The sequence below is a fragment of the Mesorhizobium loti genome, from assembly GCF_013170705.1.
Classification (GTDB): domain Bacteria; phylum Pseudomonadota; class Alphaproteobacteria; order Rhizobiales; family Rhizobiaceae; genus Mesorhizobium; species Mesorhizobium loti_D.
This window is the reverse complement of sequence record NZ_CP033334.1, coordinates 3,514,814-3,530,143: the sequence shown is the minus strand read 5'-3', so window position 1 is coordinate 3,530,143 and position 15,330 is coordinate 3,514,814. Positions and strand designations below refer to the sequence as shown.

The following is a 15,330-nucleotide window of genomic DNA, read 5'->3' as shown; positions in this document are numbered from 1 at the left end:
AAAAATCAAATGGCGACGGCAATGCCGCGATTGGCAAAGAAACGGTCGAAATCGTATGGCGCCAACATTGCGTTCTCTTGTGTGGCGCTGGTATGGCCGGATGGATTGTGAAAGCGAAAACCATCATCGGATGCGGCCGTCACCAGCACCAGATGGCCGCCCTTCGAGGGCGGCTCGCGCTCGGGCCAGCGGATCGAGCTGCTGACCGAAGCGATGAAGAAGCGCGACTGCCTGAGGATCGCCGGGATGTCCGCGGTCGCGACATTGGTCATCACCTGCGCCTCCAGGCCGAATTCCGCCTTCACGAAGGCCACGAAAGGCGCGTAGATCAGGCCCTTGATCGAGCCTTCATTGACGACATAGCCGCCATATCCAGTGCATCGCCTGGCCAGCTCGATCGTCGGCACGATCTCGCCCCGCGTCGCCAGGATCATCTTGAGGCACGCCATGCCGCAGATGTTGTCGGCCCAGACCGCGTATTCGTCGAGCGTATCCGCGCCTGATCCTCGCCACAGCGGATCCCGCCGCAACGCGGCTTGGGCGCCATCGGCGATCACGGCCAGCGTCATGTCGGGCGTTTCCCACTGGCTGAAAAACGGCACGGTTTCAGGCAACGGGCTCATGCGAATCCTCGGGCCGGCTCATTCCATCTCGTATACGAGGATACGAGATCAAAGAAAAGCCGACGCTTGGACTGTTTCGAATTCGTTCTTGCCGCCAGGGTGGAATGTCCAGACAGTCTCTCAGAAGGTGATCCTCACCGAAGGGGTACTGCGCGCGTGCGGACCGTGATGAACAGCCTCGATGTTGTTGCCGTCCGGATCGAGCAGGAAAGCGGCGTAGTAACCGGGATGATAGGGCCGCTCGCCTGGCGCGCCATTGTCCTTGCCGCCGGCCGCCAATCCGGCCTTGTAAAAGGCGTCGACCATCGCGTGGTCCCTTGCCTGGAAGGCCAGATGGTGACGGCCGGTGAGCTGTCCGAGCGCGGCGCGGCTGTCGGCACTGGAGATGAACAGCTCGTCGCACCAGAAATAATCGGCTGCCGTCCCGCCGATCGGCACATCGAGCACGTGCAGGATCGCCTCGTAGAAACGCCGGCTGGCGGCGAGATCCCTTACCACCAGCTGGATATGGTCGATGAGCCGGCCGCGATGCAATTCATGGGTTTCCATGCAGATCCTCCTCGCAAAGCCCCGAATGTAGATTCGGACCGGGCGCCGTCAATACGGGCGACGGTGTCAGCTGACATGCCTTGCCTGGTTTCGCTGGATCTCCCTCGAGCCGGCCCTGCGCGGCGGCTGGTGAATTCCCGGACACCATCCGCCGCGCTCGGCCCGCCGCGTCACTTCGTGTTGATCACCGAGGAGGACCGGTAGGTATCCATGGTGGCGCCGTTGCGGTCTTCGTCGAACAGCGTGTCGCTGCCGAAGCTGGCGCGCAGGCCGATGACGAACTTGTTGGCCCTAATGTCGTCGGTAGACGTTTCGAACTTCCTCCGTTCGAATTCGTAACGTCCGAACACCGCCCATGGCGTTTCGTCGAAGCGATACATTGCCTGGACGGCGGCACCGACCACGTCCTCGCTGGTGCCGTTATAGTCGGTTTGGTTGAAGTCGAGCTCCGCATCGAGGCGAAGGTTCTTCTGGACGAAATAGCGCGCCACGCCGCGCACGCCCCATTGGTCGCCGTGAAAATCGTTCACGGTGAGCTGGCCGACACTGGCCTGGCCGTAAAGGGTCAGGTTGCCGAGGTAGAGCTGGGCCTCCGGACCGACCGCATAGTTGTAGACGGTCACGCCTTCGGCGAAGCCGAACGATGTGTAGGCGGCGAAGATGCCGGCGGCAAAACGATCGGGATCGCGATAGAAGCCATGGACCGCGCCGCGCGAGTCATCCAGGGGGTCGTAGTGGCCCCATATGCGGTCGTATGTCAGGTCGCCCTGCAGGTTCCAGCGCTGCGCGAATGCGATGTTGACGCGCGCTGCCCCGCCGCCGGCCCGGGTCGTGTAATCGTCGCCGACAAAGCGGAGCCCGCCGAGATAGAGTTCGCCGTAACCCGAAATCCGCGGCGTCGCCACTGTCTCCTCGGCCAGCGGCGGCGGGGCGTCCGCGGCGAAAGCGGAGGTCGTGGCGGCCAGTGAAGCGACGACAAGTAAAAAGCGATGCATTGAGAACCCCGAAAAATATGCGTTCCGGACCCCGCGTCCGGCGAATGACCGTCAATTGGCCGATACCGCGGCCGGCGCTGACGGGCCTTCCCGTGTTGCATCGTTCGCCGTGCCGCGTCTTGGGCCGGACCGCATGCGAATTGTCCTGGGGTGCGCCGCAGCACTTGGCGCGCCGGTGTGACCATTCGGCATCAGCCGACACCGTTCAGAATCTGTAGGCTATGCCGAGCCGGATATCGTGCGTCTTCAGTTCGATCGCATCGGGGTTCGCGGCGGCCCCATCGAAGGTCGAGTGCCGTATGGAGGTGTGGCGGCCGAAGTCGGCAAAGCGATATTCACCCCGGACCACCCAATTGTCGCTGACAGCATATTCGGCGCCGGCGCCCAGCGCATAGCCCGCGATGGTGTCCTCGACATCGGCATAGGCATCTCCGCTCGGAAGGAAGACGGTGCTGTGCTTGTAGTGCGCCATCGCCACGCCGGCGGTGACGAAGGGGAGCCACCGATCCATCGCGTAGCCGGCCCTCAGCCGAGCGGACCCGATCGGGTTCAGTTCCAGCACACCGCCGAAGCCCGGATCGTCGACGCCCAGCGCCTGATAGACGGTCGTGTCCTTGAGATTTGCGAAGTTGTAATCGCCCTCGACGCCGAGGACCAGGCCGCCGTCGAACTGCTTCATATAGCCGGCATATAGGCCACTGAGGCCGCCCGAAAGGCCGCCGTAGCCCCAGCCGTAGCCGCCAAAACTGTCAGGTGCGAAAGTCTGGCCGACCCTTGCGTCGCCCCATCCGTATCCGGCCTGCGCGCCGATATAGCCGCCGGACCAGTTGTAGGTGGCCGAGGCCGGCAGTCCGGCGTCGGCGGCTGAAGCCATGCCGGCGTGAGCAAGAAAGAAGGCTGTGGCGAGAAGTATCGTTTTCATTGCTTGTCCGCGGTCCCCGAGATGTTCGCCACGGCGGAAGTGCTTCGCGGCGCTACATCGCGGTCTTGCATTGTTCGCCGTCCCGCGTCTTGGGCTGGACCGCACCGGACTTGTCTTCGGGCGTGCCGTGATGCTTTCCTGCCCGGTGTGGTTCCGCACCGGCCGGATCAGACCGGATCGTCCGATTGCGGTAGAGCGTCTCACGGCGACGGCGAACCGCCCCGACTATTCCCGGGGAAAGCCGTTTGCCTTACCTGGCGCAGCTCGGCGTCGAGCCGAAGCGGCGGCGGAAGCAGCGGTTGAAATAGGAGACGTCGGAAAAACCGCTCAGCAGCGCGATCTCGCTGATGCGCATGCGGTCGTTGCGCCGGTCGCCAAGCATGCGGTGGGCCCTCTGCAGGCGCAATTCGAGAATGCGCTCGGCGAAGCTCGCCCCGGTCTCGTGCAGGAGGTCGTGGACATAGCGCACGGAAAGCCGCAACTGCTGGGCGACCTGCTGGGCCGAGATGGCGGGATCGGCGAAATTGTCGCGGATCTTGTCCAGTATGGCCTGCAGCCTCGCCGCGCGCAGGCCGCGCATGCCGGCGAGTTCGGCGGGATCGCCCTTGGCGCCGGTCACCAGGCCGATCAGGTCGACGATGGTTTCGGTGGCATGGGTGACAAGGTTGGGCGAGACCAGGGCCGGGCCCGCCGCCAGGAAGCTGCAATACCGCCTGAGCATGCCGAGCGCCTCATTGTCGGCCGCGACGGTCAGTGCCAGCCGATCCTCGACACGGGCGAAGGCATTCTCCAGTATCTCGCGCGGGACGACGATGTTGGCCCACACATTGCTGTCGCCGCCGCTCATTTCCAGCGCTTCCGAGGCCGAGACCAGCGCGGCCTCGTTTTTGCCGACGCTGTAATCGCGGCCGGCCTGGGCGCCGCTCAGCCTGGTATCGCCATTGTTGATCAGGAGGAGATAACCGTCGCGGCCGTCATCGGCGATGTTGCGGGCCTTGCGGCTGGCATGCTGGATCGTTCCGGCCATCTGCCCCAGCACCAGCGGCCCGACCGCCGTCGCCTCGATGGCCGCGGCGAACGGCCGATTGGCCGAGATGGCATATTCGACCGACCAGATCTCCGCGACATGGATATCCTGCCAGAGCGCGAACCGTGCTTGATCGTCGAGATGTGAGGGCAGGTCGACCGACGAGAAGACGTTCTTTTTCAAAAATAACCGGCCCTTCCCACGCCTTCTAGGAAATGCAGCGTATGAAAATTGCTCGCGTCTTGTCCAGAGTTGGCGATATTTGTGCCTTGCACGACAATTTCATTGCCGTCCCGGTCAAGAATTCAGCCGATATTGCCAAAACTGGCGTTCGAAATTTCAAAACAAGCTGAAATATACAGGAGCGCGGGAATCATCTCCGCCGCATCACCTTCGTACACTCGCGGTGGTTGAGCCCGTACTTGCGCCTTTCGCCGATCTTCCCGAAATGTATGTGTCGCACCGGTTGTCAAACCACCGGATCGGAACGAAAGCGATTTCTTTTCGCGGGACCGTTCCGAGGCGGAACCTTCCACCGCTGACCAGGTTTTGTGGCGCGGTCAGGGAGGAATGGCATTGGACAGTTTTCAGAGGCTCGAAGCACTCCTCGACAGTGCCGGCGGCGACAGTATCGAAGAAGCGGCCGCTTTGCTGCGCCGCTTCACGGGCAGGTCGCAGGAGATCGCAGCGGCGGTGGACGAGTTCATGCTGGACTTCAAGACATTGGTCTTCGTTATTGAAAGCGGCAAGGAAGGGTTCGAGAAATCGATCCGCAAGCTGGCGCGCGCCAGGCTTTCGAAGATCAAGCTCCTGATCGGCGTCCCGGCGTAGCGGGGCACGTCCACAAGCCGAGCGCCGATACGTGTCTCCGCGCAGCCGCTTCAAGTTTCTTCGCTGGTCGCAAAGTCAGGGAACCGACTTTCTTGTCATGGCGACATCGCTTTATCGCTTATCCCTGGGAACAAAGCGCTCGGGCGCAGATTAAGTCCTCAGCACATAAGTGCATAAACAAGGACCTTCCCGATGAAAACTCGCCTTCTTATGGCCACACTGGCCACAGCCACAACTATGGCTTTCGCGCTGCCAGCCTTTGCTGCCGACAGCGCCCAAGACTTTGTCGACAAGGCAGCGAACGGTGCGATGTTCGAAGTGGATTCGAGCAAGATCGCCGAGACCAGATCGCAGGATCAGAGCGTCAAGGATTTTGCGCGTAAGATGATCGACGATCACGGCGCGGCCAATGCCAAGCTTGAGACGATCGCCGGCGAGCAGAAGCTGACGGTTCCCAAGGAACTGGACGCCAAGCACAAGAGTGATGTCGACACCCTGAAGAACGGCAAGGATCCGGTCGACGGCCCCTACGTCCAGATGCAGCGCGACGCGCACACCGATGCCGTGAAGCTGTTCGAGAGCTACGCCAAGGACGGCGACAACGCCGAGCTGAAGACGTTCGCCGGGCAGACTTTGCCGACACTCAAGATGCACCAGGAGATGATCGAAAAGATCGCGGCGACCTCGGGCACCCAGTCATCAAGTTCGCAGACGCCCAAGGTCACGGTCGGCGACAAGCCTGAGCAGGCCCCTCCGCTATCCGGCGCGAACAGCTTCACCGAAGACCAGGCAAAGGACCGGATCCAGGCCGCCGGTTTCTCGGATGTCTCGAAGCTGACCAAGGACGACCAGGGCATCTGGCGCGGACAAGCGAGCAAGGGCGGCAAGAACACCACCGTTGCGCTGGACTACAAGGGCAACGTCGTTGCCGGCACCAACTGAATCCGAAAATCGAGGAGATCAAGCACATGAAAACCGTAACCGGACTATTCGACAATTATGACGACGCTTCCGATGCCGTTGGCGAACTGGAAGCCACGGGCATTCCGCATTCCGACATCAGCATCGTCGCCAACAACGCGGACAACCGGCACGAAAATGACGGCTCCAAGGTCGCGGATGATGCCGCGGGCGGTGCTGGACTGGGAGCCGCGATCGGCGGAGCCGGCGGGCTGCTGGCTGGACTTGGCCTCATGGCCATTCCGGGCGTCGGCCCGGTGGTGGCGGCTGGATGGTTGGCGGCCACCGCGGTCGGCGCGGTGGGAGGTGCCGTGGTTGGCGGGGCCGCGGGTGGCATCGTCGGCGCGCTGACCGATTCCGGCGTGTCTGAAACCGATGCACATGTCTACGCCGAGGGCGTGCGCCGTGGCGGCACATTGGTCACGGCCAAGGTCGATGACCAGTTCGTGCCCGAGGCTGAAAGGATTCTCGGGCAGGCCAATTCCGTGAACCTGGAAGAACGGCGCGGTGAATACGAGGCTGAAGGTTGGACCGGCTTTGACGCCGATGCGGAGAATCACCGTTCGAACGAAATCGGACGCGACCGAGCTCGTGACGTGAACCGCATCTGACCTCGAGCAATTCCAGGACATAAAGAGTTGGGGCGGTTAGCCGTCTCCACGAAACGGTGAACCGCTCCGGAAGCTTCGCTGCCGCATCGTCATTTCGGCGGCGAAGCTCCCTAAGCCTATCCTTTCAGCAGCGCCGCCAGCCTTGGAATGCCCTCGGTCACCGCGCGGCGGTCGGCCAGGGTGAAGGACAGCCGCAGCGTGTTGCGTCCGGTGCCGTCGGCATAAAAGGCATTGCCGGGCACAAAGGCGACGCGCGCCTCCTTCACCGACCGCGCAAGCAGTTCGGTTGCATCGATCCCTTCCGGCAGGGTCGCCCAGACGAACATGCCGCCCTCCGGGCGGCTCCAGGTCACGCCCTTGGGCATGTTGGCTTCCAGCGCGCCGAGCAGACCATCGCGACGCTCGCGATAGGCGCCGATGAGTTTTTCGACCTGGCCGTCGAACACGGATTCGGCGACGCGGTGCATGACGAGCTGGTTGATCGAGGGGCTGTGCAGGTCGGAGGCCTGCTTCATCAGCACCAGCTTTTCGACCACATGGCGCGGCGCGCAGACCCAGCCAACGCGCATGCCGGGCGACAGGATTTTCGAGAACGAACCGCAATAGAGCGTGCGCGCCTTGTCGATGCCGCCGGAGCGCGCGCAATCGAGCGCCAGGATCGGCGGGACGCCCTCGCCGTCATAGCGCAGCGCGCGATAGGCGGCGTCCTCGATGACGGCGATGTCGAGTTCGCCGGCAAGGTCGAGCACCGCCTCGCGCTGCTGCCGGTCCAGCGTGTTGCCGGTCGGGTTGGCGAAATCGGGAACCAGATAGGCGAACTTGACCTTGCCGCCATTTGCCGCCGCCGCCGCGCGATAGGCATCCGGCGTCATGTTGCCGCCTTCGGGCCGCAGCCGGTCATAGCGCGGCTCATAGGCGTTGAAAGCCTGCAGCGCGCCGAGATAGGTCGGCCATGTCACCAGCGCAGTGTCGCCCGGCGACAGGAAGAGCTTGCCCAGATAGTCCAGCGCCTGCTGCGAGCCGGAGGTGATGAAGATGTTGGCCTCGTCGCAGGCGACGCCGAGCTTCCCCATCCGCCCGGCGATCCAGCGCCGCAACGGCAGATAGCCTTCCGAGACCTGGTACTGCAGCGCCGCGCCGGCCTCCCCGCCACCCAGCACCTCGGCATAGGCATCGCGGATCGCCTCGGCCGGAAACAGCGCCGGATCGGGAATGCCGCCGGCGAAGGAGATGATATCAGGCTGGTCGAGCAGCTTCAGCAGCTCGCGGATTTCGGAGGCCTTCATGCGCGACGAGCGCGAAGCCAAGAGGTTCAAAAGGGTCAAGTCACGCCTCCCCGGACGTTTCGTATATAGGTCAACTTGGCTGACCTATATCCGCTTTGCCAGGCAATTTGAATAGTGCCTGAAAGCCTGGCGGTATACGCCAGTCACCGCGGAATTGCCCTAAAGGCTCTTCTTGTAGCCAATATGGCTGCCCGTGAAGCCGAGGCTTTCATAGAAACGGTGCGCGTCCGCCCGCCCCTTGTCGGTGGTCAGTTGCACGAGACCGCAGCCGCGCGCCCGGCACCGGTCGATCGCCCATTCGAACATCCGCCGGCCGATGCCGCCCGAGCGGCGATGGCCGGCGATCCGCACCGCCTCGATCCGCCCGCGCCAGGCGCCCTTGCGTGAAAGTCCGGCAAGAAAGGTGATCTGCAACGTGCCGATCACCTCCACGCCATCCACGGCCACCGCCAGCAACTGGTTTGGATCGGCGTCGATGGCTTTGAAGGCATCGACATAGCCTTGCGCCAGCGGCAAGGAGGCATCCTCACGGGCGGCGCCCAGCGGATCGTCGGCCAGCATGGCGACGATGGCGGGAAGATCGGAGGCTTGCGCCTTGCGGAAGGTGATCATGGCGCCGGGATAGCGCGAGGCGGTGGCGGCGGCAATAGATCGAGACCGAGCCTTTGGGTGCGAGACTGATAGTGGGTAGACTGGCAAGGCCGGCGCTGCCAACCTCGCAGGTTATGCCTCGCCCTCATACACCCTCTGCGCATGCGTCAACGCCGCGTCCAGCCTCTCGCCCTCGGCATATCCAGCCAGGTTCTCCGGCCGCTCGATGCCGGGCAGGATCCTTGGGCACGGCTCGGCCGCGCCGATCACCATGCGCACCGGGATGACGCCCGCCCAGACGGGATGGCCGTAATCCTCCTCGTCATCGCCGACACCCTTGGCGCGCACCTTGGCGGACGCTTCCTCGATGCGCATGCCGATCACCGTCGTCGCCTTGGCCTCCTGCGCCGAGATCGGCCGCAAGGTTTCGCTGCGGCCCGGATAGAAGCGGTCGACGACGCCGGCCAGTGCCTTCATCTTCTCTTCCGGGTCATCGACGATGCGTGCGGTGCCGAAGCACATGGCCGAGCGGTAGTTGGCGGAATGGTTGAAGCCGGTGCGCGCCAGCACCAGCCCGTCGAGATGCGACACGGTGAGACAGGCCGGCGTGCCGCCGCGCAACTGGCGCAGCATGCGGCTGGCCGACGAGCCGTGCCAGTAAATCCAATCACCCTCGCGCCAGTGGATGGTCGGCGTGCAATAGGGCTGGCCGTCGAACGTGTAGGCGACGTGGCACAGCAGCCCGGCATCGAGCACCGCGAAAACGGCCGCATGGTCGTAGCTGCCGCGCTCACGCAGGCGCTTGACCCGGTTGCGGCTGGTGGTCGGAAAGCTGGCGGCAACATCGTTCACGGCTTGCATCCTCAACTATTGTTTGCCAACCATGCGCCATGGCATTGGTCGATAAAAGAACCAATCAAGGCAATAAAACTCAGACCAATCCACCGGATTGGTCAGCGCTGATCCCGGTTCTGCCCGGCGACGGCCCGCGCAGCCGCGAGCTTTACGCCGCGCTCAGGCAGCTGATCGAGACCGGCGCGCTGGCCGCCGGCGCCAAGCTGCCGACCACCCGCGACCTCGCCCGGCGCTTCGGCCTGTCGCGCTCGGCGGCGGTCGCCTGTTTCGAAATGCTGATCTCGGAAGGCTTTGCCGTCGCCAAGGTCGGCGCCGGCACTTTCGTCGCGCGCGATGTACCCTATCTGCCGACAACACTGGCCAAGGCGCGTCCGCCCGAGATCGATGCCGCCACATCGTTGCCTTGCGGCCTTGGCGTCGCGGTGTCCGACCCGCGCACGCTCAACCTGTTCCGCATCCTGTTGTCGCGCCACCTCGCCCGCCCCGGCCCCGAACATTTCCGCTATGGCGATCCGCGCGGCGGCGTCGCGCTACGCACCGCGATATCAACCTATCTGCGAACCGCGCGCGGCGTGCGCTGCGACGCCGGCCAGATCGTGCTGACCTCGGGCACGCAGCAGGGGCTCGACCTGCTGGCGCGTGCCGCGCTTCGCCCCGGCGACGCCGTCTGGCTGGAAAACCCCTGCTATCCCATGGCGCACGCCGTGCTGGCCGGCAGTGGGGCCAGGATTGTCGCCGTGCCGGTGGACAGCGAAGGGCTCGATCCCGAAATCGGCGAAAGCCTGTGCCCAAAAGCGCGCGCGGCCTATGTCACGCCCTCGCACCAATATCCGCTCGGCGTGACGATGACGATGCGCCGGCGCCTCGCCCTGCTCGACTGGGCGCGGCGCAACGATGCCTGGATCATCGAGGACGATTACGACAGCGAGTTCCGCTATGCCGGCCCGCCGCTAACCTCGCTGCAAGGCATGGACGGCGCCAACCGCGTCGCCTATCTCGGCACCTTCTCCAAAGTGCTCTTCCCCGGCCTGCGCATCGGCTATGTCGTGGTGCCGGAACCGCTGCTCGATGCCGTGATGGCGGTCAGGGCCCGCTCCGACCGCTATCCCTCGACACTGGCCGAAGGCGCGCTGACCGACCTGTTGAACGAAGGCCACTTCGCCGCCCATCTCAGACGCGTGCGCCGCCGGGTGCAAGCCGCGCGCGATGTGCTGGTGGCGGGCCTCGAAGCGCATTGCGGCGATGCGCTCGATGTGACGGTGCCCGAACAGGGACTGCATCTGATGGCGATGCTGCGGGGCGCTGGCCCTGACACCGCCATCGTCGAAGCCGCAAAAGCGGTGGGCGTCGGCGCGCGGGCGCTGTCCGCGATGTTCATCAACGGCGCGCCGAAGCACGGGCTGGTGCTGGGCTTTTCCGGGTTCTCGGATGAGGAGTTGATGGCGGCGACGGTAAGGTTGGGCGGGGTGATGGGGCATTCTCTCGCTTCGTCATCCTAGGGCGAAGCAGGAGCGAAGCTCCGTCGCGGAGACCCTAGGATCCATGCCGCGACACCTGTGACGGTCAAAGCGGTTCAGGATAGAGCACTACCACTCGGCATCGAACAACGGCAATGCGTCGGGAGAACATCCTGATTCCGTTGAATTTTTGGCAGACCTCACGGCATGGATCCTAGGGTCTGCGCCGCGTCGCTTCGCTCCTTGCTTCGCCCTAGGATGACAAAGGCGCGGGTACCGCCTCATCAATCCCCATCCGCCGCGGGCTTGGCCTTGCCGCACTGCGCCAGCACCTTGCCTATGGCCCCGCTCGAGCCCTTCAGCGGAAAGCTGATCGGGCCATATTTGGCGGCACTGACCGACACATCCCCCTTCGAGCGCAGCAGGTCGAGCAGCGGATCGGCCTTGGCCAGATTGACCACGAAATAACCGTACATTTCCTCGAGCTGCAGCGTCTTGGTCACCGTCTTGCCGTCGGCCTCGAAGTCGAACGCGCCGCTGATTCCGGGCTCCGTCTGCTGGCCGCCGGCGCCCAGATCGTAGCTCAGCACCGGCGTTTCGAAACAGGTCAGCATCAGTTGCGCGTCGCCCTTCGGCCCGCCGCAGACCGAGGCGGTCAGCACCTTGCCGCCTTCGTCTTCCTCCATCTTCGCGCTCCAGCCGCTGCACGACGCGGCAAAGGCCGGCTGCGCGGCCTGCAGCGCGGCCAAGGCACCGGCGACGACGAGATGTCCTGCTTTCATGAATTCCCCCTGACAATTGCAGCACCCGCGGCCAGCATATAGGAAAAGCGATCCCGTGGCATCGCCTGTCGCGGCACGGCCGTTCGGGTCGTTTTGGAGAGTGTTGTGTCGAGAGTTCGCCTGTGTCTTCTGCTGGCCGCCCTGGTGGCCTTGCCGCCCACCGCCCATGCCGAGTGGAAGCCGGTCGAGAAGGTCGAGACCTACGCCATTTCGGGCCAGTCCGGGCTGGAGCTCTACCGGTCGATCGGCGAGAACGGACCCAATGTCGGCATTACCCGCGCCATCGCCTACACCAATTTCAAGCTGACCTGGGGGGTCCGGGACTACACGCCCAGGGGCAAGGATTGCGTGCTGACGGCGGGGAAGCCGAAACTGATCATCACCTACACCTTGCCAAGCCCATCCGCCCCGCTGCCGCCGGCCGTCCAGAAGAACTGGGAAGTGTTCATCGCCGGCGTCAGCGCCCATGAGAAGGTGCATGGCGCCAGCATGATAAAAATGGTGCATGACATCGAAGCCGCGACAGACGGCCTGACCGTCGCCGATGACCCCAAATGCAGCAAGACCAGGGCCGAAGTGGTCAAGCGGCTCGATGCGATCTCGAAGGCGAGGATACAGGGCAGCCGGGATTTCGACCGCGTCGAGTTCGGCCAGGGCGGCAATCTGCAGAAGCTTGTGCTAGCCTTGGTGAATGGCGGCTGAGCGCCATCATCGCGGCTCCATCAGGTCCGGCCCCCCAGCCCCGACGCCATGGCGCGGTCGCCACCGTGGCAAACTCGCGCCTTTCCTCTTCCCCGTCGATCGAGGGCCGCTCGGCCCGCCGCCCTACCGGCCCAGATCAAGCGCGGCGCTCAAATCCCCCATCGGCGGCTGGTCGTTGTTGCGCAGCGCCTTGTCGCGGGCGACGATGCCCGGCAGCACCGGCAGGTCGTAGCGCGCGGTGATGAAGCGCAGGATCGACGTCGTGTCGTATTGCGTGTGGTCGACCGTGCCCATCTTGGCGTAGGGCGAGATGATGAAGGCCGGGACGCGGTTGCCCGGGCCCCAGCGGTCGGCTTTGGGCGGCGCGACATGGTCCCAGAAGCCGCCATTCTCGTCATAGGTGACGACCACCAGCATGTGGCTCCATTGCGGGCTCTTCTCCAGATGCGCGACGAGGTCGGCCAGATGCTGGTCGCCCGATGTCACATCGGCATAACCGCTGTGCTCGTTGAGATTGCCCTGCGGCTTGTAGAAGCTGACAGAAGGCAGCTTGCCGTCGTCGATCGCCTTGATGAATTCGGAGCCGTCGAGACCGCCATCCCTGAGATGCGCGGTACGCGCGGCGGTGCCCGGCGCATAGGCGGCGAAATAGTTGAACGGCTGGTGATGGAACTGGAAGTTCGGCACCGGCGTCGCGTTCTTGCCGTCGAGCGTGGCCTGCCAGGCGCCGGCATACCAGGCCCAGTCGATCCCCCGCAGCGAAAGGAGGTCGCCGATGGTGATATCGTGCTGCGGCGGCAGCGTCGTCGGCTGCGCCGGGTCGGCCAGCGCCTTGTCGCCGCCCTCGGCCGGCTTGTTGGCGCTGGGCTGGTAGGGTGGCTGCATGGTGTTGACGACATGGAAGTCGGGCGTGATGGCGCCGTCATTGACGAATTTCGGCACGCCGCCAAGGGCGGAGGGCGGCGAGTTGTCGGCGACCTTGAGTGTCTTGCCATCGGCCTCGACGACGGCGATCTGGGCCTTCACCGGGCTGGTATCGGCGTTTGGATAGACCGGGACGCAGGCGCAGGCGAGCTGGAAATGGTTGAGGAAGGAACCACCAAAGGCGCCCTGGAAGAAATTGTCGGCCAGCACGTATTTCTTCGCCACCGCCCACATCGGCAGGCTGGAGCCGTCATAATGGCCCATGACAAGACCGCCGGAATCGGCCCAGGCGGCGAACTTGTCGTTCCGGCCGTCATCGATCTGCATCTGCTCCTGGTAGAACCGGTGCCAGAGGTCGCGCGTGACGACGGAGGTCTTCTCGTTGAAGCCGCTGGCGTCGTCTATGGCGAAGCTGGCGTTGCCGAGATGCGCCGACTGCGCCTCGGTCACAACAGGCGTCACGCCCTTGGCGGTCAGCCCGCCCCAGGCCGGCGGCAGTTCTGAAAGCGGCTTGCCGTCGCGGTCGAGCTGGCGCGCCTGGTCGGCCGAGACATTGGCCAGCCCATTGGCGCCGGGGAAGCCGCCATAAAGATTATCGAAGCTGCGGTTTTCGGCATAGATGACGACGACGGTGTCGATCTTGTCGTAGCCGGGAGGGGCGGCGTTGGCAGCGCCAGCGACCGATGCCAGGGCGGTGGAGGCCAGGAAAAGCGAACTGAAGGGCCGCATCAAGGAGTCCTCATGGCTAAGGGGAATGGCTAGAGGCGTCGTGCATGGCCGGAGGCCGCGCATGCAAAGAGCTACGTCGATGCCTTGTCACCTTTGTGACACTTGCCTCGCCCGCGAACACGGTTTCGTGAAGAACGGGAGCAGTCATCAATCCGTTGCAGTGCGACCCTAACTGCGGAGCGAAATGGACCGGGAAGCGATGACGACGGGACGAGGCAAACGCCTGATGATCGCGGCCGCTGCCGCCTCGTTGTTCGGCCTTGCCCTCGCCTGGCCGCAAACCCTTGTCCATGCCGGATCCGGCAGCGTCCACCCCGGCCCGCTGTCGCGTGCCGATGCCTTCGCGCGGGCGCAGGCACTCATGGCGCTTGGCCGAAAAATGTTCTTCGATCCGGCCCTGTCCGCCTCGGGCAGGCAGGCCTGCTCGTCCTGCCACGACCAGCGTCACGCCTTCGGCCCGGCCTCGGCCAAGCCGGTCGAGATGGGCGGTCCAAACCTCGACCAACCAGGCGTGCGCGCCGTGCCGTCGCTGCGCTATTTGCAGGCGGCGCCCGCCTTCACCGAGCATTTCTACGATTCCGAGGACGAGGGCGACGAGAGCGTCGACAATGGCCCGACCGGCGGCCTGACCTGGGACGGCCGGGCCGACCATGGCAAGGACCAGGCGAAAATCCCCCTGCTCTCGCCTTTCGAGATGGCCAACAAAGACGGGGCCGCCGTCACATCAGCCCTGCGCAAATCAGCCTATGCCGGCGAGTTCAAGGCGGCCTTTGGCGACGACGTGTTCGACCACCCGGACGATGCTTTCGACGCCGCCGCCGAGGCGCTCGGCACGTTCGAGCAGAGTGCGCCCGATTTCTATCCCTATTCCAGCCGCTACGACGCCTTCCTCGCCGGCAAGGCTGAGCTCACGGCGCAGGAGCTGCGCGGCCGCGCGCTGTTCGAGGACGAGGCCAAGGGCAATTGCGCCAGCTGCCATCTCAGCGAACCCGCCAATGACGGCGAGCCGCCGCAATTCACCGATTTCGGCCTGATCGCCATCGCCGTGCCGCGCAACGCGGCAATTCCCGCCAATGCCGATCCCGACTATGTCGATCTCGGCCTGTGCGGCCCGCTGCGCACCGACTTCAAGGGCCGGACCGAATATTGCGGCCTGTTCAAGACGCCGACCCTGCGCAACGTCGCGCTGCGCAAGAGCTTCTTCCACAACGGCGCCTTCCACACGCTGCGCGACGCGGTCGCCTTCTACGCCAGCCGCGACACCGATCCCGGCCATTGGTATCCCAGGACTGCCGATGGCACGGTCAGGCAATATGATGATCTGCCAAAGGCTTACTGGCCGAACTTGAATCAGGATCCGCCCTTCAACGGCAAGAAGCCAGGCGACAAGCCTGCGCTGAATGACGCCGAAATCGACGATATCGTCGCGTTTCTGCAGACGCTGACGGACGCCGATCAGCAGGCCGGGACAGTGCCCGCGAACTGA

The 15,330-nt window shown here is 64.4% G+C and carries 16 protein-coding genes; 6 read left to right on the top strand and 10 right to left on the bottom strand.

Annotated elements, in window-relative coordinates; translation table 11 throughout:
* Positions 1 to 5: 5 nt before the first annotated feature.
* From EB815_RS17145 to EB815_RS17125, 5 genes are all read right to left on the bottom strand, one after another.
* Positions 6 to 623 carry a C39 family peptidase gene (locus EB815_RS17145; protein ID WP_056571513.1) on the bottom strand — a complete coding sequence of 206 codons (618 nt, stop codon included), beginning with the start codon at positions 621 to 623 and terminating at the stop codon, positions 6 to 8.
* Between the two features lie 120 nt (positions 624 to 743).
* Positions 744 to 1,172: a VOC family protein gene (locus EB815_RS17140; protein ID WP_056571508.1), complete on the bottom strand. Its 429-nt coding sequence runs from the start codon at positions 1,170 to 1,172 to the stop codon at positions 744 to 746.
* A 170-nt stretch (positions 1,173 to 1,342) separates the two neighbouring features.
* Complete coding sequence (locus EB815_RS17135) at positions 1,343 to 2,167, bottom strand: outer membrane beta-barrel protein (RefSeq protein WP_056571506.1); 825 nt, start codon at positions 2,165 to 2,167, stop codon at positions 1,343 to 1,345.
* A gap of 205 nt (positions 2,168 to 2,372) precedes the next feature.
* A complete protein-coding gene (locus EB815_RS17130; protein ID WP_056571504.1) occupies positions 2,373 to 3,089 on the bottom strand; it encodes an outer membrane protein in 717 nt (238 codons plus the stop codon).
* A 250-nt stretch (positions 3,090 to 3,339) separates the two neighbouring features.
* Positions 3,340 to 4,299, bottom strand: coding sequence for an AraC family transcriptional regulator (locus tag EB815_RS17125; protein ID WP_056571501.1), 960 nt, complete (start codon positions 4,297 to 4,299; stop codon positions 3,340 to 3,342).
* 387 nt (positions 4,300 to 4,686) lie between these two features.
* Here EB815_RS17125 and EB815_RS17120 point away from each other — a divergent pair, with 387 nt between their 5' ends.
* The 3 genes from EB815_RS17120 to EB815_RS17110 all read left to right on the top strand — a co-directional run bounded on the left by EB815_RS17120 (position 4,687) and on the right by EB815_RS17110 (position 6,518).
* A complete protein-coding gene (locus EB815_RS17120; RefSeq protein ID WP_056571499.1) occupies positions 4,687 to 4,947 on the top strand; it encodes a hypothetical protein in 261 nt (86 codons plus the stop codon).
* A 192-nt stretch (positions 4,948 to 5,139) separates the two neighbouring features.
* Positions 5,140 to 5,889 carry a DUF4142 domain-containing protein gene (locus EB815_RS17115; protein WP_056571496.1) on the top strand — a complete coding sequence of 250 codons (750 nt, stop codon included), beginning with the start codon at positions 5,140 to 5,142 and terminating at the stop codon, positions 5,887 to 5,889.
* A gap of 26 nt (positions 5,890 to 5,915) precedes the next feature.
* Positions 5,916 to 6,518, top strand: coding sequence for a general stress protein (locus tag EB815_RS17110; protein ID WP_056571493.1), 603 nt, complete (start codon positions 5,916 to 5,918; stop codon positions 6,516 to 6,518).
* Positions 6,519 to 6,634: 116 nt separating this feature from the next.
* Here EB815_RS17110 and EB815_RS17105 read toward each other — a convergent pair whose 3' ends face one another.
* From EB815_RS17105 to EB815_RS17095, 3 genes are all read right to left on the bottom strand, one after another.
* Positions 6,635 to 7,804 carry a PLP-dependent aminotransferase family protein gene (locus EB815_RS17105; RefSeq protein ID WP_171883357.1) on the bottom strand — a complete coding sequence of 390 codons (1,170 nt, stop codon included), beginning with the start codon at positions 7,802 to 7,804 and terminating at the stop codon, positions 6,635 to 6,637.
* Positions 7,805 to 7,963: 159 nt separating this feature from the next.
* The gene (locus EB815_RS17100; RefSeq protein WP_056571488.1) at positions 7,964 to 8,416 is read right to left on the bottom strand and encodes a GNAT family N-acetyltransferase; all 453 of its coding nucleotides are present in this window, start codon (positions 8,414 to 8,416) and stop codon (positions 7,964 to 7,966) included.
* Positions 8,417 to 8,527: 111 nt separating this feature from the next.
* Positions 8,528 to 9,256: a pyridoxamine 5'-phosphate oxidase family protein gene (locus EB815_RS17095; RefSeq protein WP_056571485.1), complete on the bottom strand. Its 729-nt coding sequence runs from the start codon at positions 9,254 to 9,256 to the stop codon at positions 8,528 to 8,530.
* Between the two features lie 29 nt (positions 9,257 to 9,285).
* Between EB815_RS17095 and EB815_RS17090 the strand changes: the two genes are divergently transcribed.
* Positions 9,286 to 10,749, top strand: coding sequence for a PLP-dependent aminotransferase family protein (locus EB815_RS17090; RefSeq protein ID WP_056571482.1), 1,464 nt, complete (start codon positions 9,286 to 9,288; stop codon positions 10,747 to 10,749).
* Between the two features lie 242 nt (positions 10,750 to 10,991).
* Here the strand turns inward: EB815_RS17090 and EB815_RS17085 are convergent, their stop codons facing one another.
* Positions 10,992 to 11,489 (bottom strand): hypothetical protein, encoded by a 498-nt coding sequence (locus tag EB815_RS17085; RefSeq protein ID WP_244494081.1) that lies wholly within the window; start codon positions 11,487 to 11,489, stop codon positions 10,992 to 10,994.
* 105 nt (positions 11,490 to 11,594) lie between these two features.
* Between EB815_RS17085 and EB815_RS17080 the strand changes: the two genes are divergently transcribed.
* Positions 11,595 to 12,191 carry a DUF922 domain-containing Zn-dependent protease gene (locus EB815_RS17080; protein WP_171883299.1) on the top strand — a complete coding sequence of 199 codons (597 nt, stop codon included), beginning with the start codon at positions 11,595 to 11,597 and terminating at the stop codon, positions 12,189 to 12,191.
* Positions 12,192 to 12,314: 123 nt separating this feature from the next.
* Here EB815_RS17080 and EB815_RS17075 read toward each other — a convergent pair whose 3' ends face one another.
* A complete protein-coding gene (locus EB815_RS17075; RefSeq protein ID WP_065005315.1) occupies positions 12,315 to 13,844 on the bottom strand; it encodes an acid phosphatase in 1,530 nt (509 codons plus the stop codon).
* A gap of 199 nt (positions 13,845 to 14,043) precedes the next feature.
* Between EB815_RS17075 and EB815_RS17070 the strand changes: the two genes are divergently transcribed.
* Positions 14,044 to 15,330, top strand: coding sequence for a cytochrome-c peroxidase (locus tag EB815_RS17070; protein WP_081294908.1), 1,287 nt, complete (start codon positions 14,044 to 14,046; stop codon positions 15,328 to 15,330).

Bases quoted from the DNA above. Each gene is read 5' to 3' on its own strand.
- EB815_RS17145 (WP_056571513.1), bottom strand. From the start codon at position 623: ATGAGCCCGTTGCCTGAAACCGTGCCGTTTTTCAGCCAGTGGGAAACG.
- EB815_RS17140 (WP_056571508.1), bottom strand. From the start codon at position 1,172: ATGGAAACCCATGAATTGCATCGCGGCCGGCTCATCGACCATATCCAG.
- EB815_RS17135 (WP_056571506.1), bottom strand. From the start codon at position 2,167: ATGCATCGCTTTTTACTTGTCGTCGCTTCACTGGCCGCCACGACCTCC.
- EB815_RS17130 (WP_056571504.1), bottom strand. From the start codon at position 3,089: ATGAAAACGATACTTCTCGCCACAGCCTTCTTTCTTGCTCACGCCGGC.
- EB815_RS17120 (WP_056571499.1), top strand. From the start codon at position 4,687: ATGGCATTGGACAGTTTTCAGAGGCTCGAAGCACTCCTCGACAGTGCC.
- EB815_RS17115 (WP_056571496.1), top strand. From the start codon at position 5,140: ATGAAAACTCGCCTTCTTATGGCCACACTGGCCACAGCCACAACTATG.
- EB815_RS17110 (WP_056571493.1), top strand. From the start codon at position 5,916: ATGAAAACCGTAACCGGACTATTCGACAATTATGACGACGCTTCCGAT.
- EB815_RS17105 (WP_171883357.1), bottom strand. From the start codon at position 7,804: ATGAAGGCCTCCGAAATCCGCGAGCTGCTGAAGCTGCTCGACCAGCCT.
- EB815_RS17100 (WP_056571488.1), bottom strand. From the start codon at position 8,416: ATGATCACCTTCCGCAAGGCGCAAGCCTCCGATCTTCCCGCCATCGTC.
- EB815_RS17095 (WP_056571485.1), bottom strand. From the start codon at position 9,256: ATGCAAGCCGTGAACGATGTTGCCGCCAGCTTTCCGACCACCAGCCGC.
- EB815_RS17090 (WP_056571482.1), top strand. From the start codon at position 9,286: ATGGCATTGGTCGATAAAAGAACCAATCAAGGCAATAAAACTCAGACC.
- EB815_RS17085 (WP_244494081.1), bottom strand. From the start codon at position 11,489: ATGAAAGCAGGACATCTCGTCGTCGCCGGTGCCTTGGCCGCGCTGCAG.
- EB815_RS17075 (WP_065005315.1), bottom strand. From the start codon at position 13,844: ATGCGGCCCTTCAGTTCGCTTTTCCTGGCCTCCACCGCCCTGGCATCG.
- EB815_RS17070 (WP_081294908.1), top strand. From the start codon at position 14,044: ATGACGACGGGACGAGGCAAACGCCTGATGATCGCGGCCGCTGCCGCC.